30 protein-coding genes, 1 tRNA gene and 1 pseudogene are annotated in these 26,600 nt (G+C 69.9%); 20 read left to right on the top strand and 12 right to left on the bottom strand.

Translation table 11 applies throughout. The features are described 5' to 3' along the window. Window positions 1–125: 125 nt before the first annotated feature. The 4 genes from pheS to CyaNS01_RS03820 all read left to right on the top strand — a co-directional run bounded on the left by pheS (window position 126) and on the right by CyaNS01_RS03820 (window position 3,329). The gene (pheS, locus tag CyaNS01_RS03835; RefSeq protein ID WP_225875899.1) at window positions 126–1,115 is read left to right on the top strand and encodes a phenylalanine--tRNA ligase subunit alpha; all 990 of its coding nucleotides are present in this window, start codon (window positions 126–128) and stop codon (window positions 1,113–1,115) included. A gap of 71 nt (window positions 1,116–1,186) precedes the next feature. Next, window positions 1,187–2,146, top strand: a complete 960-nt coding sequence (locus tag CyaNS01_RS03830; RefSeq protein WP_186699012.1) for an NAD(+) kinase — start codon at window positions 1,187–1,189, stop codon at window positions 2,144–2,146. After that, window positions 2,143–2,805 (top strand): winged helix family transcriptional regulator, encoded by a 663-nt coding sequence (locus tag CyaNS01_RS03825; protein WP_186699010.1) that lies wholly within the window; start codon window positions 2,143–2,145, stop codon window positions 2,803–2,805. The genes CyaNS01_RS03830 and CyaNS01_RS03825 overlap by 4 nt, the downstream gene beginning before the upstream one ends. Before the next feature lie 23 nt (window positions 2,806–2,828). Continuing rightward, a complete protein-coding gene (locus CyaNS01_RS03820; protein ID WP_370561662.1) occupies window positions 2,829–3,329 on the top strand; it encodes a DUF192 domain-containing protein in 501 nt (166 codons plus the stop codon). Here CyaNS01_RS03820 and cbiE read toward each other — a convergent pair. Together cbiE and CyaNS01_RS03810 are read right to left on the bottom strand one after the other, a co-directional pair. After that, complete coding sequence (gene cbiE, locus CyaNS01_RS03815; protein ID WP_225875897.1) at window positions 3,310–4,587, bottom strand: precorrin-6y C5,15-methyltransferase (decarboxylating) subunit CbiE; 1,278 nt, start codon at window positions 4,585–4,587, stop codon at window positions 3,310–3,312. The genes CyaNS01_RS03820 and cbiE overlap by 20 nt on opposite strands. A gap of 268 nt (window positions 4,588–4,855) precedes the next feature. Then, on the bottom strand, window positions 4,856–5,149 hold the full coding sequence (locus CyaNS01_RS03810; RefSeq protein WP_186699006.1) for a hypothetical protein: 294 nt from the start codon (window positions 5,147–5,149) through the stop codon (window positions 4,856–4,858). Here CyaNS01_RS03810 and CyaNS01_RS03805 point away from each other — a divergent pair. Genes CyaNS01_RS03805 through CyaNS01_RS03785 form a run of 5 tightly spaced genes read left to right on the top strand, consistent with a single transcriptional unit; the run spans window position 5,123 to window position 10,549 of the window. Next, on the top strand, window positions 5,123–5,344 hold the full coding sequence (locus tag CyaNS01_RS03805; RefSeq protein ID WP_186699004.1) for a hypothetical protein: 222 nt from the start codon (window positions 5,123–5,125) through the stop codon (window positions 5,342–5,344). The genes CyaNS01_RS03810 and CyaNS01_RS03805 overlap by 27 nt on opposite strands. Before the next feature lie 27 nt (window positions 5,345–5,371). Next, complete coding sequence (locus tag CyaNS01_RS03800) at window positions 5,372–7,894, top strand: GH116 family glycosyl hydrolase (RefSeq protein ID WP_186699002.1); 2,523 nt, start codon at window positions 5,372–5,374, stop codon at window positions 7,892–7,894. Further along, the gene (locus tag CyaNS01_RS03795) at window positions 7,891–8,376 is read left to right on the top strand and encodes a DUF3122 domain-containing protein (RefSeq protein ID WP_186699001.1); all 486 of its coding nucleotides are present in this window, start codon (window positions 7,891–7,893) and stop codon (window positions 8,374–8,376) included. Before CyaNS01_RS03800 ends, CyaNS01_RS03795 begins: the two co-directional genes overlap by 4 nt. Continuing rightward, the gene (gene ribD / locus CyaNS01_RS03790) at window positions 8,373–9,470 is read left to right on the top strand and encodes a bifunctional diaminohydroxyphosphoribosylaminopyrimidine deaminase/5-amino-6-(5-phosphoribosylamino)uracil reductase RibD (RefSeq protein WP_225875786.1); all 1,098 of its coding nucleotides are present in this window, start codon (window positions 8,373–8,375) and stop codon (window positions 9,468–9,470) included. The genes CyaNS01_RS03795 and ribD overlap by 4 nt, the downstream gene beginning before the upstream one ends. Window positions 9,471–9,475: 5 nt before the next feature. Continuing rightward, window positions 9,476–10,549 (top strand): mechanosensitive ion channel family protein, encoded by a 1,074-nt coding sequence (locus CyaNS01_RS03785; protein ID WP_186698999.1) that lies wholly within the window; start codon window positions 9,476–9,478, stop codon window positions 10,547–10,549. On the opposite strand, the gene CyaNS01_RS03780 is transcribed toward CyaNS01_RS03785, so the two are convergent. From CyaNS01_RS03780 to CyaNS01_RS03770, 3 genes are read right to left on the bottom strand one after another with little or no spacing between them, the layout of a single operon-like run. Beyond that, window positions 10,515–11,072 carry a DUF427 domain-containing protein gene (locus tag CyaNS01_RS03780; RefSeq protein ID WP_186698997.1) on the bottom strand — a complete coding sequence of 186 codons (558 nt, stop codon included), beginning with the start codon at window positions 11,070–11,072 and terminating at the stop codon, window positions 10,515–10,517. The genes CyaNS01_RS03785 and CyaNS01_RS03780 overlap by 35 nt on opposite strands. A gap of 4 nt (window positions 11,073–11,076) precedes the next feature. Continuing rightward, complete coding sequence (locus CyaNS01_RS03775; RefSeq protein WP_186698995.1) at window positions 11,077–11,322, bottom strand: Nif11-like leader peptide family RiPP precursor; 246 nt, start codon at window positions 11,320–11,322, stop codon at window positions 11,077–11,079. Then, the gene (locus tag CyaNS01_RS03770) at window positions 11,319–11,975 is read right to left on the bottom strand and encodes an SOS response-associated peptidase (RefSeq protein ID WP_186698993.1); all 657 of its coding nucleotides are present in this window, start codon (window positions 11,973–11,975) and stop codon (window positions 11,319–11,321) included. The genes CyaNS01_RS03775 and CyaNS01_RS03770 overlap by 4 nt, the downstream gene beginning before the upstream one ends. Window positions 11,976–12,070: 95 nt before the next feature. On the opposite strand from CyaNS01_RS03770, the gene ftsH reads away from it, so the two are divergent. From ftsH to CyaNS01_RS03750, 4 genes are all read left to right on the top strand, one after another. Beyond that, the gene (gene ftsH, locus CyaNS01_RS03765) at window positions 12,071–13,951 is read left to right on the top strand and encodes an ATP-dependent zinc metalloprotease FtsH (protein WP_186698991.1); all 1,881 of its coding nucleotides are present in this window, start codon (window positions 12,071–12,073) and stop codon (window positions 13,949–13,951) included. Between the two features lie 63 nt (window positions 13,952–14,014). Next, window positions 14,015–14,995 carry an ornithine carbamoyltransferase gene (argF, locus tag CyaNS01_RS03760; protein ID WP_186698989.1) on the top strand — a complete coding sequence of 327 codons (981 nt, stop codon included), beginning with the start codon at window positions 14,015–14,017 and terminating at the stop codon, window positions 14,993–14,995. Between the two features lie 70 nt (window positions 14,996–15,065). After that, complete coding sequence (gene lexA / locus CyaNS01_RS03755) at window positions 15,066–15,683, top strand: transcriptional repressor LexA (protein WP_225875785.1); 618 nt, start codon at window positions 15,066–15,068, stop codon at window positions 15,681–15,683. A 94-nt stretch (window positions 15,684–15,777) separates the two neighbouring features. Next, window positions 15,778–15,850 (top strand) — tRNA-Ala (locus CyaNS01_RS03750). A 431-nt stretch (window positions 15,851–16,281) separates the two neighbouring features. On the opposite strand, the gene CyaNS01_RS03745 is transcribed toward CyaNS01_RS03750, so the two are convergent. Continuing rightward, on the bottom strand, window positions 16,282–16,590 hold the full coding sequence (locus CyaNS01_RS03745) for a hypothetical protein (RefSeq protein ID WP_186698985.1): 309 nt from the start codon (window positions 16,588–16,590) through the stop codon (window positions 16,282–16,284). 214 nt (window positions 16,591–16,804) lie between these two features. Here CyaNS01_RS03745 and CyaNS01_RS03740 point away from each other — a divergent pair, with 214 nt between their 5' ends. Beyond that, window positions 16,805–17,449, top strand: a complete 645-nt coding sequence (locus CyaNS01_RS03740; RefSeq protein WP_186698983.1) for a hypothetical protein — start codon at window positions 16,805–16,807, stop codon at window positions 17,447–17,449. A gap of 41 nt (window positions 17,450–17,490) precedes the next feature. On the opposite strand, the gene CyaNS01_RS03735 is transcribed toward CyaNS01_RS03740, so the two are convergent. After that, a complete protein-coding gene (locus tag CyaNS01_RS03735; protein WP_186698981.1) occupies window positions 17,491–18,006 on the bottom strand; it encodes a hypothetical protein in 516 nt (171 codons plus the stop codon). Between the two features lie 103 nt (window positions 18,007–18,109). Between CyaNS01_RS03735 and CyaNS01_RS03730 the strand changes: the two genes are divergently transcribed. Continuing rightward, window positions 18,110–18,502, top strand: a complete 393-nt coding sequence (locus CyaNS01_RS03730; protein ID WP_186698979.1) for a Crp/Fnr family transcriptional regulator — start codon at window positions 18,110–18,112, stop codon at window positions 18,500–18,502. On the opposite strand, the pseudogene CyaNS01_RS03725 reads toward CyaNS01_RS03730, so the two are convergent. Next, window positions 18,480–18,905 (bottom strand): annotated as a pseudogene (locus CyaNS01_RS03725) (DUF1499 domain-containing protein). The gene CyaNS01_RS03730 and the pseudogene CyaNS01_RS03725 overlap by 23 nt on opposite strands. A gap of 2 nt (window positions 18,906–18,907) precedes the next feature. Beyond that, a complete protein-coding gene (locus tag CyaNS01_RS03720) occupies window positions 18,908–19,699 on the bottom strand; it encodes an AhpC/TSA family protein (RefSeq protein WP_186698977.1) in 792 nt (263 codons plus the stop codon). Window positions 19,700–19,736: 37 nt separating this feature from the next. Here CyaNS01_RS03720 and pdxH point away from each other — a divergent pair, with 37 nt between their 5' ends. Then, window positions 19,737–20,381 carry a pyridoxamine 5'-phosphate oxidase gene (gene pdxH / locus CyaNS01_RS03715; RefSeq protein ID WP_186700192.1) on the top strand — a complete coding sequence of 215 codons (645 nt, stop codon included), beginning with the start codon at window positions 19,737–19,739 and terminating at the stop codon, window positions 20,379–20,381. Between the two features lie 4 nt (window positions 20,382–20,385). On the opposite strand, the gene CyaNS01_RS03710 is transcribed toward pdxH, so the two are convergent. Continuing rightward, window positions 20,386–21,009 carry a methyltransferase domain-containing protein gene (locus CyaNS01_RS03710; RefSeq protein ID WP_186698975.1) on the bottom strand — a complete coding sequence of 208 codons (624 nt, stop codon included), beginning with the start codon at window positions 21,007–21,009 and terminating at the stop codon, window positions 20,386–20,388. A gap of 166 nt (window positions 21,010–21,175) precedes the next feature. On the opposite strand from CyaNS01_RS03710, the gene CyaNS01_RS03705 reads away from it, so the two are divergent. Then, window positions 21,176–21,748 carry a peroxiredoxin gene (locus CyaNS01_RS03705; RefSeq protein WP_186698973.1) on the top strand — a complete coding sequence of 191 codons (573 nt, stop codon included), beginning with the start codon at window positions 21,176–21,178 and terminating at the stop codon, window positions 21,746–21,748. Between the two features lie 216 nt (window positions 21,749–21,964). Here the strand turns inward: CyaNS01_RS03705 and CyaNS01_RS03700 are convergent, their stop codons facing one another. After that, entirely contained in the window at window positions 21,965–23,479 is a 1,515-nt protein-coding gene (locus CyaNS01_RS03700) for an apolipoprotein N-acyltransferase (RefSeq protein ID WP_222934198.1), read from the bottom strand. A 62-nt stretch (window positions 23,480–23,541) separates the two neighbouring features. Here CyaNS01_RS03700 and CyaNS01_RS03695 point away from each other — a divergent pair, with 62 nt between their 5' ends. The 3 genes from CyaNS01_RS03695 (at window position 23,542) to CyaNS01_RS03685 (ending at window position 25,261) form a co-directional block, all read left to right on the top strand. Then, the gene (locus CyaNS01_RS03695; RefSeq protein ID WP_186698971.1) at window positions 23,542–23,880 is read left to right on the top strand and encodes a phasin family protein; all 339 of its coding nucleotides are present in this window, start codon (window positions 23,542–23,544) and stop codon (window positions 23,878–23,880) included. A 46-nt stretch (window positions 23,881–23,926) separates the two neighbouring features. Further along, complete coding sequence (locus CyaNS01_RS03690) at window positions 23,927–24,544, top strand: FKBP-type peptidyl-prolyl cis-trans isomerase (RefSeq protein WP_186698970.1); 618 nt, start codon at window positions 23,927–23,929, stop codon at window positions 24,542–24,544. 117 nt (window positions 24,545–24,661) lie between these two features. Continuing rightward, window positions 24,662–25,261, top strand: a complete 600-nt coding sequence (locus tag CyaNS01_RS03685) for a superoxide dismutase (RefSeq protein WP_186698968.1) — start codon at window positions 24,662–24,664, stop codon at window positions 25,259–25,261. A 75-nt stretch (window positions 25,262–25,336) separates the two neighbouring features. Here CyaNS01_RS03685 and queA read toward each other — a convergent pair whose 3' ends face one another. Continuing rightward, window positions 25,337–26,524: a tRNA preQ1(34) S-adenosylmethionine ribosyltransferase-isomerase QueA gene (gene queA, locus CyaNS01_RS03680; RefSeq protein WP_186698966.1), complete on the bottom strand. Its 1,188-nt coding sequence runs from the start codon at window positions 26,522–26,524 to the stop codon at window positions 25,337–25,339. Window positions 26,525–26,600 lie beyond the last annotated feature (76 nt).

The following is a 26,600-nucleotide window of genomic DNA, read 5'->3' as shown; positions in this document are numbered from 1 at the left end:
TGCTCCGTACAGTCTCCACCTTGCCCATCGAGCCTGCGAACGCCGTGAGCGCCGCCTCCTCCGCCACCTCCAGCTCCAGCGCCGGCTCGGCCTCCGGCGCTGGCTCAGGCCCTGCCGCAGTCAGCCTGGAGCAGCTCAACGGCCAGCTGGAAGCCCTGGAGGCGGAGGCCGCCGCCGCCATCGGCGCCGCCACCAGCGCCAGTGACCTGGAGGATCTGCGGGTGGGCCTGCTGGGCAAGAAAGGCAAGCTCTCCGCCGTGCTCGGGGCCATGGGCCGCCTGCCCGGGGCCGAACGTCCCCTGGTGGGCCAGCGGGCCAACGTGCTCAAGGAACAGCTTCAGGGCCTGCTGGCCCAGCGGCTGGGGGCCGTCAAGGCCGCGGCCATGGCCGAGCGCATCGCCAGGGAAAGCCTCGATGTCACGGCCCCATGCAGCTACGTGCCGCCCGGCCACCGCCACCCGCTGATCAGCACGATCGAGGAAATCGTGGACGTCTTCTCCGGCCTCGGCTACCGGGTGTCGGAGGGCCCCGAGATCGAGAGCGACTACTACAACTTCACCGCCCTCAACATCCCCGAGCATCACCCCGCCCGGGACATGCAGGACACCTTCTACCTCCAGGACAGCCGCCTGCTGCGCACCCACACCTCGCCGGTGCAGATCCGCCATCTGGAGAACAACCCGCCGCCGGTGCGGGTGATCGCCCCGGGCCGCGTCTACCGCCGCGATGCGGTGGATGCCACCCACTCACCGGTGTTCCACCAGGTGGAGGTGCTAGCCATCGACGAGGGGCTCGACTTCAGCCACCTGCGCGGCACGGTGACGGCCTTCCTGCAGCGCTTTTTCGGCGACCTGCCGGTGCGCTTCCGGGCCAGCTACTTCCCGTTCACCGAGCCGAGCGCCGAGGTGGATGTGCAGTGGCGGGGCCGCTGGCTGGAGGTGATGGGCTGCGGCATGGTGGATCCGGCCGTGCTCACGGGCATGGGCCTTGATCCGGAGCGCTGGAGTGGCTTTGCGGCCGGCCTCGGCGTGGAGCGCTTCTGCATGGTGCGCCACGGGATTGACGACATCCGCCGGCTCTACACCAGTGATCTGCGTTTCCTGGAGCAGTTCTGATCACCAGCGGCTCCGCGCCGGCCGTCAGGCTCAGCGCCCATAAACTCAGGCAGCCCCCTGCCCACCGATCGGTGCCCCGAGTCGGACTGATCGTCAATGACGGCAAACACCTGGCCGTGAAGACGGCGGATGCCATCGAAGCGCGTCTGACGGCCAGCGGTCGCGAGGTGCTGCGGGTGAGCAGCTCCGGCGGCATGGTGGGCTTCGCCAATCCCGACCAGCAGATGCGCGCCAAGGGCTACACGGCGTGCGTGCCGGCCAGTTTCAGCGAGGAACTGGAGCTGGCGATCGTGCTGGGCGGCGACGGCACGGTGCTCTCGGCCTCCCGCCAGACCGCACCGATCGGTGTGCCCATCCTCACGATCAACACAGGCCACCTGGGCTTCCTGGCCGAGGCCTATCTGCACCAGCTGGACGAGGTGCTCGAACAGGTGATCGCCGGCAGCTGGACGGTGGAGGAGCGCACCCTTCAGGTGGTGAGCGTGCTGCGCAGCGAGCAGCGGCGCTGGGAGGTGCTCTGCCTCAACGAGATGGCCCTGCACCGCGAGCCGCTCACCTCGATGTGCCACTTCGAGATCGCCATCGGCCGCCACGCCCCGGTGGACATCGCCGCCGACGGCGTGATCCTCTCCACCCCCACAGGCTCCACGGCCTACGCCCTCTCGGCCGGCGGCCCGGTGATCACGCCCGACTGCCCGGTGCTGCAACTCACGCCGATCGCCCCTCACTCGCTGGCCTCGCGGGCGCTGGTGTTCAGCGACCGGGAACCGGTGACGATCTTCCCGGCCACCCCCGAGCGGCTGATGATGGTGGTCGACGGCAGCGCCGGCTGTTACATCTGGCCGGAAGACCGGGTGCTGATCCGCCGCAGCGAGCATGCAGCCCGCTTCGTGCGCCTCAATGACCACGAGTTCTTCCAGGTGCTGCGCAACAAGCTGGGCTGGGGGCTTCCCCACGTGGCCAAGCCCGGCAACGAGCTCGAGCCCCTCTCCGGCGACGAGCCGATGGCCAGCCGCGAAGGTCGGCCATGACTCCGGCCAGCGTCTGGCTGCTGGGGGCGGAGGCGCAAGCGCTGGGACCGCGGCTGCAGGCCTCGGGCTACGCCCTCTGGCAGCCGCAGAGCTCCGGCAGCGCCGGGCCCGATGTGGTGGTGCTCACGGCCTCCCAGGCGGAGAGGATCCCGGCGTTGCGGCAACGGTTCGGCGCCACCCCCCTGCTGCTCAACATCGGCGAGGACACGGTGGAGGCCCGCGCCCACTGCCTCAGTGCCGGCGCCGACGACTTCTGGCTGTCCAGCCTCGGCCCGAGCGATCTACTGATGCGCCTGCGGCTGCAGCTCAGCCTGCGCCAGAGCCTGGTGGTGCCCACCCAGCTGCTGCAGGTGGCCGACCTGACCCTCAACCCCAGCACGCGCGACGTGCGGCGCGGTCGGCGCCATGTGGCCCTCACGGCGCGGGAATACGCCCTGCTGGTGCTGCTGCTGGAGCGGCGAGGCACTGTGGTGAGCCGCGATCAGATCCTGCGCCAGGTGTGGGACGACAACCAGGCCACCAGCAGCAACGTGATCGAGGTGTATGTGCGCTACCTGCGCCAGAAGCTGGAGGAGGGCGGTGCCAGGCGGTTGATCCACACCGTGCGCGGCCAGGGCTATTGCCTCAGCGAGCGGCAGCCGCCTGCGGGAGGGGTCTGATGGGGCTGGCGCGGCGGAGGGGTGTGTCGCGGCTTGTGGGCGGTGCCGGGCTGCTGGCCCTGATCGGGCTCGCGGCGGCAGATCTGGCCTCCAGCCAGCGAACCCTGGCCCAGCCGGCGGAACCACCCCAGACCCTGCCCCTGGAAGCCCGCTGGTGCCTGGAGAGCGAGCGCTGCATCCTGCTGGAGGTGGCCGAAGAACCCCAGGAACAGGCCCTCGGCCTGCAATTGCGGCCGCCATTGCCCCCTCTGCGCGGCATGTGGTTTCCCTTCCCGCAGCCCACGCCGGCCCGGTTCTGGATGCACCGCACCCCCGAGCCGCTCGACATGCTGTTCGTGGCCGGCGGCAAGGTGGTGGCCCTGGAAGCGGCCACCAGCCCCTGCCCGCGCTTGCCCTGCCCCAGCTACGGCCCGGGCGTGCCCGTGGACGGGGTGCTGGAACTGGCGGGAGGTCAGGCGGCGGCCTTAGGCATCCGGGTGGGCACAGCGGTGCGGATCGAGCCCTTCAGGGCCGCTCACCCCTGAGCACCAGCACCGGATTCAACGGCGCCAGGCGAGTACCCGCCGCCAGCGGCGCCCCTCGCCAGCTCTGGTGCTGAGCCACCGTCACGGCCAGGCCGGCCCGCTCCAGCAGGGGGCGCAGCTCAGCCAGGGCTTCCAGGGTGGCCAGGGGGATCACCACCACACCGCCTGGCCGCAGACGCGGCAGCAGCGCCTGCAGGATCGCCGCACGGTCGCTGCCACCGCCGCCGAGGAGTACCCGATCCGGATCGGGCAGCTGGCTGAACACCGCCGGCGCCCGACCCTCCAGCACGGTCTGGGGCTGCACCCCCAGGCGCTCGGCGTTCGCCCGGATCAGGGCGGCGGACCCACCCCTGGCCTCCACCGCCCAGAGCTGCAGCTGCGGCCGCAGCCGCAGGGCCTCCAGGCCGATGGAGCCCACCCCGGCGCCGATGTCCCAGAGCAGCCCCGCTGCCGGCAGATTCAGATCGGCCAGCAGCTGGATCCGCACCTCCCGCTTGGTCATCAGGCCGGGGCGATCGGCATGTTGCAGGAAGATCCCATCCGGCAGGCCGAACAGGGGCAGGGTGGCCGGATCGGGGGGCGGCGGTGGTTCAGCGATCAGCAGCACCAGGTGCAGGGGATCCAGGTCTGCCGGTAGGGGAGCTGTGGGAGCCAGCCGCTGCACCCGCTCCTGGGGGTGGCCCAGCCGCTCGCATAGCCACACGGCGTAGGCCGCCTCCAGGCCGGAGGCACGCAGCATCCGGCGCACCTCCTCGGCACCGCCCCGGCCGGGGTCAGTGAGCACCGCCAGGGCGGCGGGCCGCTTCTGCAGCGCCGCCGCCAGGGGTTGGGGGTCCCGGCCGTGGAGGCTGATCCAGCTGGCGTCCTGCCAGGGACGGCCGAGGCGGGCGAAGGCCAGCTGCAGGGAGCTGGGGGCGGGCTGAAACCGAAGCTGGTCGGGGCTGAAGTGCTGCAGCAGCAGCCGGCCGATGCCGAACCAGAGCGGATCGCCGCTGGCCAGCAGAACGGCCGGCCGGCCGGCTGCCAGGGCCTGCTCCAGAGGCCCATGGATCAGCTCCGGTCTGTCGCTGGCCAGGAGTTCAGGGCCTTCCGCTCCCGCTGGGATCCGGCCAGCCGCCTGCTCCTGCTGCCACCAGGGGGCCAGGTCGGCCAGCAGCCGCGCCGGGGCCAGCACCAGCCGAGCCCTCCGCAGCAGCGCCAGGCTGCTGGGGGCCAAGCCGGCCACACCGGCGGCGTCGGTGCCGATCACCTCCAGCACGCCGCGCTGCGTCGCGGCCGGCTCGCGGCCATCAGTTGCTACCAGCTCGCTGCCCAGGGTGTCCATGGCCATTGGAGCCATGATGCTGAAGCAACTAGGGCTCTTTGCGACCATGCCCGCGCTGCCCGCGCTCCCGGCGGACAGACCGTGGCTGGCCACTGTGGTCTGGACGGTCATGGCTGAACAGAGCGCTCTTCCAGCCAGGCTTCCAGCTCCTGCACGGGGGCCTCATCGTGGGCGTGGGCGCTGAAGTCGCGGTGGCGAATCATCACCATCCAGAGGTCACCATCCAGAGATCGCCATCGCGGATCAATCCCTGGGCAAAGGCTTCTCGGGTGGTGTCGCAGGAACCCAACAGCTCCACGGCTTCCCTAAGCCGCGCCAGAGCGCGGCGGTCATTGGCGAACCGCTGGATCCAGCAGTTGTCAGCCTCCGGCATGGCCCCCGGGGTAAAGAAGAAGCCAGGACTCTCGGATTCAGGATCCCCATTGGCGTGGGGCGCCATCATGGCCAACTGAGCCTTCACCGCCCCGGCATGAGCGACCGCCGCCAGCGCATCCACGAGCTGGTGCTCACCCTGCTGGCCCAGCAGCAGGACCTGGAACTGCTCAGTGGCGACAGCACAGCCCTGCCCAGCGGTGATCCCGGCAACTGGATCGAGCGCAATCGGCGCGTCGTGCAGCGCTACCAGGCCCTGGTGCGCTCCGCCGTCACCCTCGATGCCCTGATCGACCAGGAAGACACCGGCCATCTCTGACAAGCTGGCCCCACTTCCCTCCGCTCCATGGCGCGCCTCGGACTCTCCACCCTCAAGACCCTGCTGCAGGGCCGGGGGGCCGGGGCACCGGGCAACCCACCGCCGGCCAGCTGGTCGCGGCCCTTCGGCCTGGGCTGGGAGCAGCCCTACACGGTGCGCTACGCCAGCAACCTCGATGACGGCCCCAACCACGGCATGCCCCTCGGGGGCTTCGGCGCCGGCTGTCTCGGCCGCGCCCCCGATGGCAGCTTCAACCTCTGGAACCTCGATGGCGGTGAGCACTGGTTCGGCTGCCTGCCCGACTGCCAGTTCGCCCTCTATGAGAGCGATGGCGACAGCAGCCGCGCCCACGCCCTTGCCGTGGCCCCCGGGGCCGATGCCTCCCGCCCGGAGGCCGGAGCACCCCTGACGGCCTGGAGCTGGTATCCGGCCAGCTCCAGCGAGCGCAGCACCGGCACCTACGCCGCCCGCTATCCGCTCAGCTGGACGAGCTACACGGGGGTGTTCGCCGCCCAGGTGGGCTGCGAGGCCTTCAGTCCGATCCTGCCGGGCGACTACCAGCGCAGCAGCTACCCGGTGGCGGTGTTCCGCTGGAGCCTCAGCAACCCCAGCCGCCGCCCCCTCGATCTCTCGTTGCTGCTGAGCTGGCGCAACACCACCGGCTGGTTCACCAACACCGACCCCACAGCAGCCGTCAAGTTCCGCGACGACGGCAGCCCTGAGCACAACTACCTGCCCGCCATCGGCCGCAGCGAGGGTCAGCGCAACCGCTGGGTCGACGACGGAGCGCTCAAGGGCGTGCTGCTGGAGGGCCAGGTCGCCGACCCGATCGCCGAGGGGCAGGGCCAGTGGTGCATCGCCACCGATGCCGGCCTGGAGCAGCGTCACCCAGGGCTGCGCATCCAGCGCTGCAGCCGCTGGAACCCTGCCGGTGACGGCGCTGAGCTGTGGGAGCCCTTTGAGCGCGATGGCTCGATTCCCGACAGCAACAACGACCGCCGCAGCGGGGCGAACGACCCCGCCAGCGCCGCCCTGGCCGTGCAGCTGCGGCTCGAACCGGGCGAAACGATCGAGATCCCGGTGGTGATCAGCTGGGACCTGCCCGTGACGGCCTTCGCCACCGGCAGCTCGGCCCTGCGGCGCTACACCGACCACTTCGGGGCCAGCGGCGCCAACGCCGCGGCCATCGCCGCCGAGGCCCTGCGCGACTGGGGTGGCTGGCTGGAGCAGATCGAGGCCTGGCAGCGGCCGGTGCTGGAGCGCACCGACCTGCCGGAGCCGCTGCGCATGGCCCTGTTCAACGAGCTCTACGACCTGGCCTCCGGCGGCAGCCTCTGGAGCGCCGCCAGCCCCGAGGACCCGGTGGGCCGCTTCGGGGTGCTGGAGTGCCTCGACTACGCCTGGTACGAGAGCCTCGATGTGCGGCTCTACGGCTCCTTCGCCCTGCTGCAGCTGTGGCCGGAGCTCGACAAGAGCGTGCTGCGCAGCTTCGCCCGGGCCATCCCGGCGGCCGATGCCACGGCCCGGCCGATCGGCTGGTATTTCACTCAGGGCAAGGGCCGGGTGGAGGCCCCCCGCAAGCTGGCCGGCGCCACCCCCCACGACCTCGGCGCCCCCAACGAGCGCCCCTGGGACGCCACCAACTACACCGCCTACCAGGACTGCAACCTCTGGAAAGACCTGGCCAGCGACTTCGTGCTGCAGGTGTGGCGCACCTTCCGCCTCGCCCCCGGCGGCGAAGACCTGCGCTTCCTGGCCGACTGCTGGCCGGCGGCGGTACAGGCCCTGCAATACCTCAAGAGCTTCGATGCCAACGACGACGGCCTGCCCGACAACGGCGGCGCGCCTGACCAGACCTTTGACGACTGGCCGCTCAAAGGGGTGAGCGCCTACTGCGGCGCCCTCTGGATCGCCGCCCTGGAGGCGGCCCTGGCCATGGGGCAGCGGCTGCAGCTGGAGCTGGGGCTCGACACCTCCAGCCAGCAGCGGCAGTTCAGCAGCTGGCTGGAGCAGTCGCGCGCCAATTTCGATCGGCTGCTCTGGAATGGCGAGTACTACAACATCGATGCCGAGAGCGGCACGCCGGTGGTGATGGCCGACCAGCTCTGCGGCGACTTCTACGCCCGCCTGCTGGGTCTGCCTCCGGTGGTGGCCGACGAGCGGGCCCGCAGTGCCCTGCAGGCGGTGAAGGAGGCCTGCTTCGAGGGCTTCGCCGGCGGCAGGCTGGGCGTGGCCAACGGCCTGCGCCGCGATGGCACCCCGCTCGATCCCAACGGCACCCACCCCCTGGAGGTGTGGACCGGCATCAACTTCGGTCTGGCTGCCTACTACCGGCTGATGGGCGAGCAGGCCACAGCGCTGGCGATCACCGGCGCCGTGGTGGAGCAGGTGTACAGCGGCGGCCTCCAGTTCCGCACGCCGGAGGCGATCACCGCCGTGAACACCTTCCGGGCCTGCCACTACCTGCGGGCGATGGCGATCTGGGCCCTGTGGGCCACCCACACCAACTGGCAGCCGATCCCCGGTGCCGAGCGGGAGGCGCTGGCATGAGCGGCGTCGTCAGCCTCGTGCTCGCCCTGCTGCTGGGCCTGGCTGGCGGGGCGCCGGCCCTGGCCCAGGTGCACGCCCACCCGGATGAGAACGGCGTGCCCGTGGTGCGCAGCCTCGAGAGCCTGCGCGACCTCGACTACCAGAGCTGGCAGCTGGTGGCCTACCGCCAGGGCCGCCCCGGCGGTCCGCTGCGGCTGCGTGTGGTGGGCTACCCCGGCAGGGTGCGCCTGAATCACCCCACGGCCTTGCTGGTGCGCAGCGGCCGCAACAGCTGGGAGCTCGGCGACCTCACCCTGGACAACCCCCAGCTGGCGGCCGATGGCCGCGATGCCGCCGCCGAGTTCGATCTGGCGCCGCTGCTGGCCGACCTGCAGCAGGATCGGCCCCTGCGGCTGCAGCTGCCCGGCGTGTTCGTGGAGTTGCCGGTGCCGCCCTTCGTGGTGGCGGAATGGCGCAGCCTGTCCAGCGCCCCCCTGGGATGACGGCCCGGCAGCGGGCCTGGCGCCCCTGGATGCAGCGGGCCCTGCAGCTGGCAGCCCTGGGCGCCGGCCGCACCAGCCCCAATCCGATGGTGGGCTGCGTGGTGCTGGATGCACAGGGCCAGCTGGTGGGGGAGGGCTTCCATGCCAGGGCCGGCGGGCCCCATGCCGAGGTGGGCGCCCTGGCCCAGGCGGGCGAAAGAGCCCGGGGCGGCACCGCCGTGGTGAGCCTGGAGCCCTGCTGCCACCACGGCCGCACGCCGCCCTGCACTGAGGCGCTGCTGGCGGCGGGCCTGGCCCGGGTGGTGGTGGCGATGGCCGACCCCAATCCCCAGGTGGCCGGCGGCGGCCTGCAGCAGCTGCGCCAGGCGGGGCTGGAGGTGATTGAGGGCGTCTGTGAAGCCGAGGCGCGGGAGCTGAACCGGGCCTTTCTGCACCGGCTCAGCCACGGCCGCCCCCTCGGCATTCTCAAGTGGGCCATGGGGGTGGACGGCCGCACCGCCCTGGCCAATGGGGCCAGCCAATGGATCACAGGACCTGAGGCCCGCGGCTGGGTGCATGGCCTGCGGGCCCGCTGTGACGCCGTGATCGTAGGCGGCGGCACCGTGCGGGCCGACGATCCCCTGCTCACCTCCCGCGGGCGGCGCCGGCCGGAGCCGCTGCGGGTGGTGATCAGCCGCAGCCTCGATCTGCCCAGGCAGGCCAGGCTCTGGAACACCAGCGCAGCCCCCACCCTGGTGGCCCACGGCTACGGCGCCCCGGCCCGCAGACGCTTCCAGCTCGACCGGCTCGGCATCGAACGGCTGGTGCTGGAGCAGTGCGAGCCCCAGGCCCTGCTGGAGCACCTGGCGCGGCGCGGCTGCAACCAGGTGCTGTGGGAATGCGGCGCCGAGCTGGCCAGCGCCGCCCTGCATCAGCAGTGCGTGCAGGAGCTGGCGGCACTGATCGCCCCCAAAGTGATGGGCGGCACCCCGGCCCGCACCCCCCTGGGGGATCTGGGGTTCACTGGCATGGAGCAGGTGCCCAGCTGGCAGACCAGCGCCCCCCGCGGCCTGGGGCCCGATCTGTTGTGGCGGCTGCGCAGTCCGAAGAGCTGATCGCCATGTCCCCGTCCACCGCTGCCGCCGCGGCCCTGCCCTTCAACCTGCAGCTGCTGCTGGCGGGGCTGCTGCTGGCCGCGGCGCTGTGGCTGGTGCTCGACCAGCTGGCCCGCCGCTTCCGCAGCGACTCCCTCTGGCGCGCCCTGCTGCTGCTGAGCAAGCTCAGCCTCTGCCTCACCCTGGCCCTCGGCACAGCCCTCTGGTGGGCCGCCGGCCTGGCCGCTCCGGATCTGCTGGCCCAGGCCCGGGGTGGCGCCGCCCTGCGGGATGGCCTGATCGCGGTGGGGGTGTTCTGGACCCTGCTGCGCTGGAAGGCTGAACTCAGCGGCAAGGCCGAGCGCTACGCCGGCCAGTTGCTGCCACAGCTGGACGGCAAAGACCGGATGTTCCTGTTCGACGTGCTCACCAAGCTGCTGAGCATCCTGATCTGGGTGCTGCTCAGCTTCCAGGTGCTGCAGATGTTTGGGGTGTCGCCGTCGGTGCTGATCACGGCCGGGGGCTTCGGGGCGGCGGCCCTGGGCTTCGGGGCCCGCACGATTGTGGAGAACGCCCTCAGCGGCCTGAGCATCTACATCAACCGGCCCTTCACGATCGGCGAAACGATCAGCCTGCCCCAGCTCTCCCTGCTGGGCACCGTGGAGAACGTGAGCTGGTTCTACACCCGCCTGCGCGATCCCGATCGGCAGCGCATCTATGTGCCGAACGGCGTGTTCACCACCCAGCCGGTGCAGAACGTGGCCGAGATCGACAACCGGCGCCTGGTGATTCCCTTCGGCCTCAGCTACGGCGACCGCCACCTGATTCCGGCCATCTGCTCAGCCCTGCAGGAGCGGGTGCTCGAGGTGGAGGGTGTGGATCGCGCCAAGGACCACCTGGTGCACTTCATCGGCTACGGCGACTCGAGCCTGGACCTGCGCCTGATCTGCTTCGCCCTTAGCGGCGACATCAAGGTGGCCTGGGCCGTGCAGCACCGGGTGCTGCTGCTGATCGGTGCAGTGGTGGCCGAGCACGGCGGCGGCATGCCCTTCCCCACCCGCACCCTCATCTCAGCTCCGGGTGGGCAGGATCTCCCTTGAACGGGCCCTGCAGCCAGGGCAGGATCCAGCCGCCGTAGAAGCCGCCGGGCTGGGGCTGCACCGGCTCGCCATCCACCCAGCAGCCGTCCATCAGGGCCGGATAGAGAGAAAACCAGCCCGCCAGGGCGCTGAAGCGCTCGGTGGGCTGGGGATAGCTCCACAGGGCGCGGCTCAGCCGGCGCTCCTGCGGGCCACCGTCATCCCGCAGCAGATCCCAGTAGCTGGCCACCCCCTTCCACTCGCAGAAGGAGCGGCCGGAGCCGGGCCGCAGCCATTCGCTGCGCAGGGCCTGAGGCGGCAGGTAGATCGTGGGCGGGTGGAAGGTTTCGAGCACCCAGAGGGAGTGATCGCTGCTGGCCAGCTCCTCGCCCAGGGCCCGCACCTGCACGGGCAGGCTGCAGGCCACCAGGGCCGGAGGTCGTGGATAGCGCGCCACCTGATCTGGCCGGCGGCTGGTGATCGGCTGGTCCCAGTCGGAAGGCTCAGGGCCGCCGCCTTGGGGTGGGGGGAGGCTCTGGCCCATGGGATCAGGCCTGGATGAAGTGGCGCAGCTTGCGGGCCTCGATGCCCGCCCGGTGCTGCAGTTCCACATCACTGAGCTGGGCGTCCTGGCGCTCCTGGGCGGCGAGCACATCGGCTTCCTCCACGCCGTAACCACAGGAGCGGGCCAGCTCCAGGAACTCCACCAGCTCCAGGGGCTGGTTCAGGCGGGCGGCCAGGCTCTCCTGGCTGCGGGCTTCGGCCAGAAAGGCATCCAGTTGCTCCAGGCTCACCAGGGCAGCTCCAACTGTTCCTGGTCTAGCGGTGCACACTGCGGCGCTGGCTTCGGGAGGGGCTCCAGTCGCCAGGCGCTGCCATCCCAGGGCTGCAGCAGGGGCTCCAGGGCCCGCAGGGCGGGGCCGTCGCAGGGGGCCAGCCAGGGCTCCTCCAGGCCGTCCGGCACCACCACGGGCATGCGGTGGTGAACGGGAGCGATCAGGTCGTTGGGCGTGGTGGTGAGCACGCAGCAGGTGTCGAGCTCGCTGCCTTCGGCGCCGATCCAGCGCTCCCACAGCCCCCCCAGCCAGAACGGCGCCCCGTCGGCGCGGCGCACCTGATGGCCCTTCTCCTGGAAGGCATCGGCGGGGATCAGGCAGCGGTGATGGCGCCAGGGCCCGCGAAAGCTGGCCTTCTCGGCCACGGTTTCAGCGCGGGCGTTGATCGGCCGCCGGCAGCCGCCGGGGTCCTTCACCCAGCTTGGCAGCAGACCCCAGAGGGCCAGGGCCGCCCCCAGCTGGCCATGCTCCTGCCGCAGCAGCAGCAGCGGTTCCCCGGGGCGGATCTGGGGCCGGGGGGCGTAGTGCTGCCGCAACCCCGCTGGCAGGGGGCCCTGGAGCCTGGGCAGCAGGCGGTCGAGCTCGCTGGTGAGGGAATAGCGGCCGCACATGGCAGGGACGGTGAAGGATCGGTTCTCCCAACCCCGGGTCGGTTCGGGCTCTCACCCACCAGGCCTAGCTTGGGCACACCTATGGCTGCCGCACCATGCCGATCCGACAGGATGACAAAGGGCCCTCGCGGCGCTTCGGCCTGATCAATCTGATTCTGATCGGCTTCGGCGTTCTGCTGCTGTTCAGCAACTTCCTTCCCAACGGCTCCTCCCAGGTGCCCCGGGTGCCCTACTCCCTGTTCATCGACCAGGTGAACGACGACGGCGTCAAGCGCGCCTTCATCACCCAGGAGCAGATCCGCTACGAACTCAAGGAGGCCCCTGCCGAAGGAGCCCCCACGGTGCTGGCCACCACACCGATCTTCGACATGGACCTGCCCCAGCGACTGGAGCAGCACGGCGTGGAGTTTGCCGCCGCACCGCCCCAGAAGCCCAACTTCTTCACCACCCTGCTGAGTTGGGTGGTGCCGCCGCTGATCTTCATTCTGGTGCTGCAGTTCTTCGCCCGCCGCAGTGGCATGGGCGGTGCCCAGGGGGCCCTGAGCTTCACCAAGAGCAAGGCCAAGGTGTACGTGCCCGATGAGGAATCCCGCGTCACCTTCGCCGATGTGGCCGGGGTGGATGAGGCCAAGACCGAACTCACTGAGATCGTCGACTTCCTCAAGACCCCGGAGCGCTACGCCGCCATCGGTGCCCGCATTCCCAAGGGGGTGCTGCTGGTGGGGCCTCCAGGCACCGGCAAAACCCTGCTCTCGAAGGCCGTGGCAGGCGAGGCCAGCGTGCCCTTCTTCATCATCTCCGGCTCGGAGTTCGTGGAGCTGTTTGTGGGCGCCGGTGCGGCCCGGGTGCGCGATCTGTTCGAAGAGGCCAAGAAGAAGGCGCCCTGCATCATCTTCATCGACGAACTCGACGCCATCGGCAAGAGCCGCTCCGGCTCGATGGGCGTGGTGGGCGGCAATGACGAGCGCGAGCAGACCCTCAACCAGCTGCTCACCGAGATGGATGGCTTCACGGGCCAGGACAAGCCGGTGATCGTGCTGGCGGCCACCAACCAGCCCGAAACCCTCGACGCCGCCCTGCTGCGGCCCGGCCGTTTCGACCGCCAGGTGCTGGTGGATCGCCCCGACCTCTCCGGCCGCAAGATGATCCTCGAGATCTATGCCAAGAAGGTGAAGCTGGCCGAGGGCGTTGACCTCGATCGCATCGCCCAGGCCACCAGCGGCTTCGCCGGCGCCGATCTCGCCAACCTGGTGAACGAGGCCGCCCTGCTGGCCGCCCGGGTGAAGCGCACCAGCGTGGAGCAGGGCGACCTCAATGAGGCGATCGAGCGGGTGGTGGCCGGCCTTGAGAAGAAGAGCCGGGTGCTGCAGCCCGAGGAGAAGAAGGTGGTGGCTTACCACGAGGTGGGCCACGCGATCGTGGGTCACCTGATGCCCGGTGGCGCCAAGGTGGCCAAGATCTCGATCGTGCCCCGTGGCATGAGCGCCCTCGGCTACACCCTGCAGCTGCCCACCGAGGAGCGCTTCCTCAATTCCAAGGAAGATCTCGAAGGCCAGATCGCCACCCTGCTGGGCGGCCGCAGCGCCGAGGAGATCGTGTTCGGTGAGGTCACCACCGGTGCCGCCAACGACCTGCAGCGCGCCACCGACATCGCCGAGCAGATGGTGGGCACCTACGGCATGAGCGAGATCCTCGGCCCCCTGGCCTACGACAAGCAGGGCGGCAGCCGCTTCCTCGGCGCTGGCAACAACCCCCGCCGGGTGGTGAGTGATGCCACGGCCCAGGCGATCGACAAGGAGGTGCGCAGCCTGGTGGACCGGGCCCACGACCGGGCCCAGGCGATCCTGCGCCACAACCGCTCCCTGCTGGAGAGTATCTCCCAGGAGATCCTTGAGAAAGAGGTGATCGAAGGCGACAACCTGCGCGATCTGCTGGCTGAGAGCGTCATGCCCGAAGACGCCAAGGCCCTGGCCTGAGCCTGAGCCCCCCTTGACTGGGGGGCTCACCATCTCCGATAAGGGATGTTTGAACGGGGCCCGATGGCCAGTCAGCCCACGTCTGCCGGCGCCAGCCTCGCCGCTCTCCAGGCCCTGCGCGGCCTCGACCTGCTCTCCTCAGCCGACCTCAGCGCCGAGCAGACCGCCGCCCTGCTGGATCTGGCCGCAGCCCTCAAGCGCGGCACCCGCAACATCGACCTGCGCGACAAGGTGCTCGGCCTGATCTTCACCAAGGCCTCCACCCGCACCCGCACCAGCTTCAACGTGGCGATGGCGCGGCTGGGCGGCCAGACCATCGACCTGCAGCCGGGCATCACCCAGGTGGGCCGCGGCGAGCCGGTGGCCGACACCGCCCGGGTGCTGAGCCGCTATGTGGATGTGCTGGCCGTGCGCACCTACGACCAGGAGGAGCTGGCCGAGTACGCCCGCTGGGCCTCGGTGCCGGTGGTGAACGCCCTCACCGACCTGGAACATCCCTGCCAGGCCCTGGCCGACTACCTCACCCTGCAGGAGGCCTTCGGCGACCGGGCCAGCGACCTGGCCGGCCTCACGCTGAGCTACGTGGGCGATGGCAACAACGTGGCCCACTCCCTGATGCTCTGTGGCGCCCTGCTGGGCGTGAACGTGCGCATCGGCTGCCCGGTGGACTACAGCCCCGATGCCGCCGTGCTGGAGCGCTCCCAGGCCCTGGCGGCTGAGCGTCAGTGCGTGGTGGAGGTGCACCACGAGCCGGTGGCGGCGGTGCGGGGTGCCCATGCCCTCTACACCGACGTCTGGGCCTCCATGGGCCAGGAGGACGAACAGGAGCGCCGCGACGCCGCCTTCGCCGGCTGGTGCCTCGATGAAGACCTGATCGCCGAGGCCGACAGCCGCGCCATCGTGCTGCACTGCCTGCCGGCCTACCGGGGCAAGGAGATCAGCGCCGGCGCCATGGAGGGTGCCGCCAGCCGCATCTTCGATCAGGCCGAGAACCGCCTGCATGCCCAGCAGGCCCTGCTGGCCGCCCTGCTGGGAGGCATCTGAGCGGCATCCGGGCGGCCCACTGGACAAACCGACCAGGGGGCGGTACATCTGTATCAGTGACAGCGCCGCGGTGCCCCGATCCCAGCCTGACGTGCTCACCCAGGCCCAGCAGGAGCTCTACGACTGGCTGGCCGACTACATCGGCGCCCATCGCCACAGCCCCTCCATCCGCCAGATGATGGAGGCCATGGGGCTGCGCTCGCCGGCGCCGATCCAGAGCCGGCTGCGGCATCTGCAGCAGAAGGGCTGGCTCACCTGGCAGGAGGGCCAGGCCCGCACCCTGGAGCTGCTGGGGGGCGGCAGCGGCGGCATCCCGGTGCTGGGCGCCGTGGCCGCCGGCGGGCTGGTGGAGCCCTATGACGACCTGCAGGAACGGCTCGACCTGGCCCCCGTGCTCGACACCCGCGGCCTGTTCGCCCTCACCGTGAACGGCGACTCGATGGTGGAGGCCCACATCGCCGATGGCGACGTGGTGCTGCTGGAGCCGGTGGTCGATCCCGCCCGCCTGCGCCAGGGCACGATCGTGAGCGCCCTGGTGAACGGCAGCGGCACCACCCTCAAGCACTTCCACCGTCAGGGCGCCACCGTGACCCTGGAGGCCGCCAACCCGGCCTATGAGCCGATCGTGCTGCCCGCCGACCAGGTGACCGTGCAGGGCAAGCTGGTGGCCGTCTGGCGCCAGGTGTGAGGGCCCACCGCGTTGTAAGCTCCAGCAGCGCCAGGCAAGGCCACCAGGCCTAACGGTTGAGCGACCAGCGTTCTTCCAGCCGTGCGTTCACAACGGGGCCATAGCTCAGCTGGTAGAGCACCTGCATGGCATGCAGGGGGTCAGCGGTTCGAATCCGCTTGGCTCCATTCCAAGTACGCTTTCCCACCTGGCTTCTGAAGCGGGTGGACCTTCTTCTTGTCTCCACTCCATCAGTGAGCGCAGAAATGGGCGCAGAATCGCCCCTTCCTGGCTGCTTGCCTCGATTGCCTCACTGAGATGCGGCTTTCACGGTCGTTGATCCGGTGACGATCATCCAGCCCAGCTTCTGCGCGGGGCCCACCCGGGCCAAGCCACAGTCGCTCCATACCCTGCTGGTCACCTGCTTGCTACGGCATAGCGATGACCAAGCACCCCTAGTCCACCTCAGAAGAGCTCCACGGTCTCACGGTCCAGGCGGCCATCGGGTGTCTCAGACTGGTTTCAGTCTGGATCTGATTGATGCCGGGCAGAAAGTCCAGGATTCACTTGGCTTATTCCTGCCGCTGCGGTTGGCGACACGGCGAACCACTCCTCCAGATCAGCCGGCTTGAATTGGTCCGCCTGGCCCTCGCCAGCGGCAAGGCACGCCCGCAAGCGGCTGAGGATCGGGCGGTTCCTGATGGGCCTGAAGGGCTTCGGCGCGCTGGGCCAGATCCGCAGCAGCCTGCTGGATCACATCCACGAAGTAGCTGAGCCAGGCGCTGTGGTCAGGGTCATGGCGCCCTTGGTAGAAGTCCACGGGACAGCCGATCTGCAGGGCTCCGTAGTAGCGCTCCCGAGCCCCCAACTTGGTCTTCCATAACGATTGATTGCTGTTACTGTCCACAGGATCAGCTTCGGCAGGCATGGCTCTGTCTGGGGACATTCCCCCGCTCTATCAGGAGCCAAAACTCCACTCCGGCCTGCGGCGATGGCGTGAGACTCGTGCCATCTGCTTCGACCTCAAGACGCTGCGAAGGCACCGATCGAAGGTTCAGGAGGCATCCCAGACCCTCTCTCGCACTGGCCTGATCGTGATTCGTGGCGCGGCGTCCAGGCAGGCCGTTGACGCACTAGCCACCATGGCAGAACGCACCTGGGACGACGTTGCCGCGTTGACGCCGGGGCGTGAGCTACCGCACTTGATCCTCAACCGCGGTGAGCATCGGCTGCTACGTGGCTACAAGGCCCTTGTGGAGAGCACCAAGCCGGTGGTGAATTTCCGGCATGAAGAAGACGACGGCATGATGGATGTTTTCCATCCTGAGAATCTTGTTCCGGAGAATCGGCAACTGATTCTCAACTGCCAGCATGAAGACCTCGTTGAGACCCTGGCCCGCAGAGCTTTCGACAGAAAGCTGAAAGTGAAGTGCCGAAACCTCTACGTCAGCAAGGGAGTGGAGAACACGCGCTTCTACCACTGCGACGGAGAGAGAATCAAGGTCAAGTCATTTGTTTATGCCAACGACGTCAATTGTTTTGATACAGGCCCCTACTGCTACATCATGTGTTCACACCACGATGCAGCCCTGCGACAGAAGAACCAGGCCTTTAACGAGCACCACGGCCTCAACAAGCATGAATACCGCTTGCTGGCTGGACATGTCGCTCTTCCCGTTTTCTGCCGCGCCGGCGACATGGTGATTTCAGCGCAACATGGTGTCCACCGAGGCCACCCGCAAGCGGCCTCTGCCACACGCATTGTCCTCGTCAATCTGTATCAATAGCCTCGTTGAATCAGGTTTAACCGCCCATGCAGAGGGCGAGCTCAACCTCCCCAGATGAACTTCAGGGCCGCCACATCGGAGCTGGTGTAGCCGAAGTTGCGGCGGACGTTGTAAGACATCACCGTGTCCTTGGTGGTGTAGCGGGGGTTGAAGCCGTTGCCGAAGGGGTGATCGAGCCCGAGCACGTGGCCGATCTCATGGTTGATGATGCGCCGCTCACTGCGGGTGAGCCGGCCTCCGCGGCGTCCTTCCCAGGCCACCTCAAACCAGCCGGGGCGGCGGGAGGCGAGGCCGATTGTGCTGCCGCCCAGGTCTTGCACGGCGCTGATATCGAGATCCGAAACGCGGCGGCTGGTGTAGGCGAAGCGCAGGCCTGTGATGCGATCCAGCCGCCGGAAGGTGCCGCGGATGAACCGCGCTTCGACGCGCGACACCGGCAGAGCACCGAAGGCCCCGCGGCGGTTGATCCACACGTTCACCACGCCATCCCGACCCGAGAAGCGATCCAGGGAGCGGGCCCATGACGGATCGATGATTCCTGCGACAGCGATGCCCACGACGGCCCAGGCCTACCGCACTAATCCTCTCTTAACCGCAGCTTGGCCAGCGGGGGCTATCCATGGACCTGTCCTCTGCGAGGACCCTGTCGCTGTCCTCCCCATGTCCCTCAGCTCCACGAACGCCCTCAGCACCATCGAGGCCCTGGCACAGAAGCGCAGCGTTCTGACCATCGCTGCCGGGGACGTGCTGTTCCACAGCAACGACCCCGGTGATTGCCTCTACGGCCTGCTGGAGGGCACGGTGGAACTCGACTGGGATGCCGGCAGCCTGGTGGAGACCATCGGCCCGGGCGAGACCTTCGGCATCGGCGCCTTCCTCGATCCCTCGCACCGCCGCTTCGGCACCGCCACCGCCAAGACGCCCTGCAAGCTGCTGGTGATGAACCAGCAGGAATTCCTGTTCGCCGTGCAGGAGATGCCGATGTTCGCCCTGGAGATGCTGCAGTCCCTGGGCAGCCGCCTGCGCGACCTCAAGCGCCGGGCCCGGGTGTGAGGGCGGCCTGGAGCAGCGCCAGCCGCTTGGCGTTCACGCCCAGGTCGGAATCCCCCAGCCGCGACACCGAACGGGCCTGCAGCAGCCCGGCATCGGGATCGGCGTAGAGCTCCACGTCATCCACGAAGCCGAACAGGGCACTGCTGGCGGTGGCATGCACCTAGCCGCCCTGCTGCTCGACCAGCTCAACCCGGGGCTGCTCCAGCAGCACCGGCAGCACCAGCTGCAGCGCCGCCTCAGGGTCGGCCACCGGCCAGCTCTCCCTGGCGCAGTGGGCGGGCGATGGGCAGGCCGCCAGGGCCCCCTGCTCCAGGCCCAGGTCGGTCGGCACCGGACCCACCAGGTGAAACAGGCCCAGGCTCAGGGCCAGCAGGCTCTGGATCAGGAACGGAGGCAGCAGCATGGTCACGGTGATTCCAGGCGAGGGGAGGGGCTCAGCGTTGGGGTGGGTGGCGACACCGGCGGCTCCAGGAACGGATCCAGGAAGCTCAGCGGTCTCGCCATGGTGGCCGAATAGCCCAGCAGGCCGGGATCGCGGTGGCTGTACAGGAGGGTGTCGTCGGTCTCCAGCAGGAAGGTGCCGCCGCGCTGGGTGAGGTGGCGGTCGTGGGGCACATAGGTGCGCCAGCGGCCGAGCACTTCCGCCATGTTGCCCAGCCGCAGCAGGGCCAGCTCGAAGGGCCGCAGGAACCCCTCCCCGCCGGCCAGGGCCAGCAGCGAGCCGCGGATCGGCGGCAGGGGCGGCACCAGCACGGTGTCTTCGGCGGCAAGGCGCTGGGCGGCGCTGCGGTCGCCGCTGTAGCCGCGCAGCACCTCCGCCAGGGTGCCGGGCGAGGCGATCCCAGCGCACATCAGCAGCAGCGATGGCCAGGGTCCGCCCGGAGCCTGCAGGCCTGGGGAGAGGCCCAGGGCCCGGTGCAGCCAAGGCTCCGACTCCACCTGCAGCCGGTCAGCGGGAAACCCGGTGAACGCGCAGAAGCGCTGCGCACCGGCCGCCTCACCGAGGCCGATCGCCAGCAGCGCGATGCCGGCCGCCTCGAGCCGGGGCAGCACGGGCACGAGTTGCTGGGCGTATTCGAGGCTGTCGAAATCCCCCAGCTGGGGCAGGATCAACACCAGGCGGCGCTGCCCCGGCCCCATGCCGCTCACCCCTGCCAGCCTCTGCAGCAGGGGCTCCACCTTTCCTTCCGCTTCCATGGCCGGCGATGACAGCACCCGTGGCCCAGACCCTGGCATGGGCGGCGGGGCACTCGCGGATCTGCGCCAGGAGTATCGCCGCGGCGGCCTGCGGCGCTCGGAGCTGGCCGCGGATCCGGTGGAGCAGTTCCGGCTCTGGTTCTCCCAGGCCCAGGCGGCCGCCGTGCCGGAGCCCAACGCCATGGTGCTCTGCAGCAGTGATGGCCAGCGGCTGAGCTCCCGCACGGTGCTGCTCAAGGCCTTCGACCAGCGCGGCTTCGTGTTCTTCACCAACTACGAGAGCCGCAAGGCGCGCCAGATCGCCCAGCAGCCGGCGGTGTCGCTGTTGTTCCCGTGGTATGTGCTCGAGCGTCAGGTGGCGATCGAAGGACAGGCCGAGCGGATCTCCGCTGCCGAGTCGCTGGCCTACTTCCGCTCACGGCCCTGGGGAAGTCGCCTGGGGGCCTGGGTGTCGCAGCAGAGCCAGGTGATCAGCTCCCGCCAGATCCTGGAGATGCAGTGGGAGCACATGCGGCAGCGCTTCGCCGCCGGGGAGATCCCGAGGCCGCCCAGCTGGGGCGGCTTTCGCGTGGTTCCGGCCACGATCGAGTTCTGGCAGGGCCGCGAGAACCGCCTGCACGACCGCTTCCTCTACAGCCGTCAGAGCGCGCCGCCCTGGCGCCTGGAACGGCTGGCCCCCTGAGATCTCAGTGGCTCCACAGCCCCAGCCACTCCTGCTGGCGCTGGGGCACCGAGCCCTCGGCCGGTTGCCAGAGCTGCTGCACCAGGCCAGCCCCGGCAAAGAGCGCGGCAATGGCCTCCGGATCGCTGCCCCAGGGCGGGCCGCCGGGGCGTCCATGGCACCAGAACAGTCCCAGCAGCCAGCCCCCGGGCCGCAGCAGCCGGGCGATGGTGTGGGCGTAACTGGGGCGCTGGGCGGGGTCGATGGCGCAGAAGCAGGTGTGCTCCAGCACGCCATCGAGGCTGGCGGCAGCGAGCCCCGTCTGCTCCAGGGCAGGGGGATCGAGCAGATCGGCCTGCAGCCACTGCAGCCCGGGGCGATCGGGACCATGCCGCCGGCGGGCCTCCTCCAGGGCCAGGGCACTGAGATCAAGGCCCACCGCGTTGAACCCGGCCCCGGCGAGCAGGGCCACCTCATGGCCGCGGCCGCAGCCCGGCACCAGCACCCGCCCAGGCGGCCGGGGAGCCAGCTGGTGGTGGAGCAGAAAGCGCTCCAGGGGAGGCGCCGGCTGGCCCAGTTCCCAGCCATCACGCCCCTCGCGGTAGCGCCGATCCCAGCGCTGGGCTTCGGCAGAGGAGGAGGGCGTCATCCGGAGCTGGCGCGACTGGGGCCAGGCTGACAGCAGCAGCCGGGCAGGGAACCCGTCCCCAGCAGCCCTGGCCTATTGCAAAGCGGAGTCATTATGAGTTAACTTCAGCAGCATCTGGCCCCGGCCAGCGCTTCGCCTGTTCCATCCGCCCGTTTCCACAACCCCCATGGCCATCCTCAACCGCGTTCCCAGCGTCACCTTCAAGACCCGCGTGCGCGATGCATCCGTGCCCGGCCCCAACCCCTTCCGCTGGCAAGACCTCAGCAGCGACGAGATCTTCGCCGGCAAGCGCGTGGTGATCTTCTCCCTGCCCGGCGCCTTCACCCCCACCTGCTCCTCCAACCACCTGCCCCGCTACGAGGAGCTCTACACCGAGTTCCAGGCCCAGGGCATCGACACGATCGTGTGCCTCTCGGTGAACGACGCCTTCGTGATGTTCCAGTGGGGCAAGCAGGTGGGCGCCAACAACGTGATGCTGCTGCCCGATGGCAACGGCGAGTTCACCCGCAAGATGGGCATGCTCGTCGACAAGTCGAATCTGGGCTTCGGGCTGCGCTCCTGGCGCTACTCGATGCTCGTCAACGACGGCGTGATCGAGAAGGTGTTCGCCGAGCCCGAGTTCGGGGACAACTGCCCCATCGACCCCTTTGAGGTGTCCGATGCCGACACGATGCTGGCTTACCTCAAGGGCACCAGCCCTGCCGGGGTGAGCGAGGCGCGCCGCAGCTTCGAGGGATGAGCTGAGCGGGGCTGGACTGTGTTGAGCGGCTGGACTGTGACGATTGGTAGGAGGGTGACGAACGCTACGGGCGCTTCCTTAAGGTTTTCGTCAGAATCTCGCCATCAAGGTTCACCCCCGCACCGCCCCTGGCGCTCATGCTGATGACCAGCTCCGGATCCCTCCTCGCCCTCGCCGGGCTGCTCGGCTTCACCCTGGTGGAGGTGGCGCTCCAGTTCACGGGTTGAGCCGTGCCCTGCGCCCCTCCCAGCGGCGCAAGCCCAGGCCCAGCAGCGCCAGCAGCAGCAGGGGCGTCTCCCGCCAGTGGCCGTAGGGGCTGAGCCGGGTGATCGGCACGGGTTCAAACAGAGCCGTGCCGGCCCGGCCTGGGGCCATCCGCCCCTTCACCTCACCGCGGGAGTCCACCAGCAGCCCCGGACCCGTGTTGGCCGAGCTCACCAGCCAGCGGCCGGCTTCGATGGCCCGCAACTGGGCCAGGGCAGCGAACTGCTGCTGCAGCATCAAGGGATAGGGATCGAGATTGGCGCTGGCCAGCAACCAGGTGGCGCCCTCCCGGGTGGCCGCGCTCAGGGCCATGCCATCGGAGAGCTCGTAGCAGATCGCCACTCCCAGGGGGCCCTGGGGCCGCGCCAGCAGCCGGGACGGCGGCCCAGGCTCCACGCCGCCCACGGCTGAGAGGCCGCTCCAGCGCAGCCAGCCAGCCAGGGGCACCCACTCCCCGAGTGGCACCAGCCGGTGCTTGTCCACCGCCGTGGCGGGCCGGCTGTCACCCACGCCGAACCGCAGCAGGGCACTGCGCTGTTCGGGACCGCCGGGCCCCTCCTGCCAGCGAAAGCCGCCGCTGAGCAGCTCCACCGGGGCCGGCTGGGGCAGCCGGGGCTCCAGCCCCAGCGCCCCCTCCGGCAGCAGCACCGCCACGGCCTGCCGCTGCTGGGCCTCCAGCAGGGCCGCCTGCAGCTGCTGCTCCAGCTGCCGCCGCGCTTCCCCGGTGTGTTTCTCGCGGGTGGGAATCGCGGGCTGCAGCACCAGCACCCGCTCGGCGGCCCCCTCGCCCGCGGGTTGCAGCGCCAGCAGGGCGGCGCCGCTGCCGTGCAGCACCACAACCACCAGCAGCCACCCCCCCAGCCGCCGCCAGCGGAACGCCGACGCCAGGCGCCAGAGGCCCCAGCCCAGCAGCACCTGAACCGCCGCCACCAGGCCACTGCCGCCAAGCGCCGCCAGGCCGGCAAGCGGCAGATCGCCGGGCAGGGGAGCCGCCCCCAGCCCCAGCCAGAACAGCGGCCCCCGGGCCAGGGCCAGTTCAGCGGCGCCCCAGAGGCAGGCCAGCAGCAGGGCCGTGCTCCAGCGCTCAGGCCCCAGCAGGCCGGCCAGCCAGGTCCAGCCCGCCACCAGCAGCGCCCCCAGGGCCGCCAGCACCAAGAGCAACAGCAGACAGAGGGGCAGGCTCAGGGGCAGGGGCACGCCGATCCAGTCGAGGGGGTGGAGGCCGAGCAGCCAGCGGTGGCTCACCAGCACCGCCAGAGCTCCCCACAGCCCTCCCGTGGCCAGGCGGCGGGTCCCCGAACCGCTGCTGCCATGCCAGAGCACGGCCAGGGCCAGCCAGAGCAGGGGGGGGAAGCCCAGCGGCGGCAGGGCGACGCCCGCCAGCAGGCCAGCGGCGGCGGCCCGGATCGAGGCGGCCCGTGCCCCGGCCGTCAGAGCGATCCCGCGCAACCGTCCCTCGACCGCCATTGGCAGGCCACCGTAGGAAGCGCCAAGGTTGAACCACACGCGACTCACGCGAGGCCTCACTGATGGATTCCTCCAACCCCCTGCACCAACTGCTGCTGCGGGGCCTGGGCACCACCTCCCTGGTGAACGACAGGCTGCGCTACGTGAGCCAGGAGTGGGTGCGCAGCGGCAAGCTCGACCCCAGCCACGCCTCCGCCCTGGTGGAGGACGTGATGCGGGCCCTGCGCGGCGACACGCCTGGCCTGGAGGAGCAGGCAGGCCGCCAGCTGGAGCGCAACCGCGACCAGCTGCTGCAGGACCTCGGCATCCCGATGCAGCGCGAGCTCGACGAACTGCGCGGTCGCATCGATCGCCTCGAGCAGTCGCTGCGCCAGCGCAACGGTGAGTCAGCCGCCGAGTAGGCCGATGCCGGCGAGTCGGCAGAATCGGAGCCTCTACGGGCTTGCCATGCGCGACATCCTGATCAGCTCCACCGTTTGTGTGCTGTGCCTGCTGCTGGCCTTTGTGAGCCAGTTGGTCAGCCCCACCACCGTGGCCGCCGCCGCCCCGGCTGAGCCGGCCCCCCTCAGCGCCCCGGCCGTGGCGAAAACTGCCGCCGTGGTCAGCACGGCCCCCTATGAACTCGATCCCGACGACCCCAACCCCACCCTGTTCGCCATGGCTCCGGAACCCAGCCCCGAGATCGCCCAGGCCGACATGCTCGGCGACCCCATGACAGCCCCGAAGGAGCGGGTCACCGCCAGTGGCCTGCGCATCACCGACCTGGTGATCGGCGACGGCCCCGAGGCCAGCGCCGGCCAGAGCGTCAGCGTCAACTACCGCGGCACCCTCCAGAACGGCAAGGAGTTCGACAGCAGCTACGGCCGCGCACCCTTTTCCTTCCCCCTCGGCGGCGGTCGGGTGATCAAGGGCTGGGATGAGGGCGTGGCCGGCATGCAGGTGGGCGGCAAGCGCAAGCTGGTGATCCCCCCCGATCTGGCCTACGGCGAGCGGGGTGCCGGCGGCGTGATCCCCCCCAACGCCACCTTGATCTTCGAGGTGGAACTGCTGGAGATCGGCCGCTGAGCCCGGGCCGCTGCGGCCCCGCCCTGGCCGGGAACGGCCAGGGAATCTTTAGCGATCGTTAGGATGGATGTGCCGTCGGTCACGCCGGCGGGCACTTTTCAGAACGACATCCCATCCATGGCCCACACGCTTCCCGCGCTTCCCTACGGCCAAGATGCGCTCGAGCCCCATATCTCCCGTCAGACCCTCGAGTTCCATCACGGCAAGCACCACAACGCCTACGTCACCAACCTGAACAAGCTGGTTGAGGGCACCGAACTCGACGGCAAGAGCCTCGAGGACACCATCACCGCCGTGGCCGGTGATGCCGCCAAGGCGGGGGTGTTCAACAACGCCGCCCAGGTGTGGAACCACAGCTTCTACTGGCAGTGCATGAAGCCCGGTGGCGGCGGCCAGCCCACCGGCCCCTTGGCCGAGAAGATCAATGCCGACTTCGGCAGCTTCGAGGCCTTCGTGGAACAGTTCAAGACCGCCGGCGCCACCCAGTTCGGCAGCGGCTGGGCCTGGCTGGTGCTCGATGGCGGCAGCCTCAAAATCACCAAGACCGCCAACGCCGACCTGCCCCTGGCCCATGGCCAGAAGGCCCTGCTCACCATGGATGTCTGGGAGCACGCCTACTACCTCGACTACCAGAACCGCCGGCCTGACTACATCACCACCTACCTCGAGAAGCTGGTGAACTGGGACTTCGTGGCCGCCAACCTGGCCGCCGCTTGAGCCCCACTGCTCCATGCCCGGCCCATCAGGGCCCAGGGCCAGCCCCCGCCAGAACGGGGGCTTTTTTCATGGAGCTCACGGCGAAACCGCTTCAGGCAGCACCGCCTCAGGCGGGATCCACATGGCATCGCCATAGGAAAAGAAGCGATACTCCCGCTCGATCGCCTCGGCGTAGAGCGCCAGCAGGCGCCGCCGGCCGACCAGGGCGCTCACCAGCAGCAGCAGAGAGCTCCTGGGCAGGTGGAAGTTGGTGAGCAGGCCCTGCACCACCGCGAAGCGGAAGCCGGGCTGGATCACCAGGTTCACCGGGCCCGTGTGGGGCCGGAGCTCGCCGCCGTGGAGGGCGGCCACCCCCTCCAGGCTGCGCACGCTGGTGGTGCCGATGGCGATCACCCGGCCGCCGCGGGCACGGCAGGCCTGCACCGCCGCCACCAGCTCGGGGCTCACCTCCACCCACTCGCTGTGGAGCTCCAGGCCCCTGAGGTCTTCGGTTTCCACCGGCCGGAACGTGCCCAGCCCCACGTGCAGGGTGGTGGTGGCGAGGGCCACTCCGCGGACCTGGATGGCTGCCAGCAGCGCATCACTCAGGTGCAGGCCGGCGGTGGGGGCGGCCACAGCGCCGGGCCTGGCGGCGTAGCGGGTCTGGTAGCGGTCGTTGTCGCCGGCATCGTGCTCGTGGATGTAGGGCGGCAGCGGGATGGCGCCGTAGCGCACCAGCAGCGGCTCCAGGGAGGCGGCATCGGCGCAGGCCGCCGGAAACTGCACGATGCAGCCGCCGGTTTCGGCATCGCGGCCACAGATCTCCACCGGCAGGGGGTCCTGGCCCTCGGCGATCACCTCCAGAACCTCGCCGCTCTGGAGGCGCTTGGCCGGCTTGGCCAGGCAGAGCCAGCGGCCCGGCGCCGGCGGCCCGGGCTCCTCCAGCCAGGGCTCCAGCACCAACAGCTCCACGTGCCCACCTGAGCGGCGGCGCGCCTGCAGCCGGGCCCGCAGCACCCGGGTGTCATTCACCACCAGCAGGTCGCCCGGTCTCAGCTCCTGCTGCAGATCCCACACGCGCAGGTGGCGGCAGTCAGGCCCATTCCCAGCGGACGCGCTGGCGGCAGGGACGCCCACCGCCAGCAGTCGGGCACTGTGGCGCGGCTCAACGGGCCGCTGGGCGATGCGCTCCTGCGGCAGCTGAAAGTCGTAGCTCGAGAGCTTGAGGTCGTCGGACGCTCCGCCACCGCAGGCGGGGGGGAAGGGAACGGAATCGCTGGACAAGCACAGCGGGCCGGGCACGGCCGATCAGGCCGGCAAGTACTAGCGCACCACGGTGAGCCGCTGGTTGTGCTGACCA

Source organism: Cyanobium sp. NS01, assembly GCF_014280235.1.
Classification (GTDB): Bacteria; Cyanobacteriota; Cyanobacteriia; order PCC-6307; family Cyanobiaceae; genus NIES-981.
Note: the sequence above shows the minus strand (reverse complement) of the source record. Positions and strands in the feature narration are given on the sequence as shown.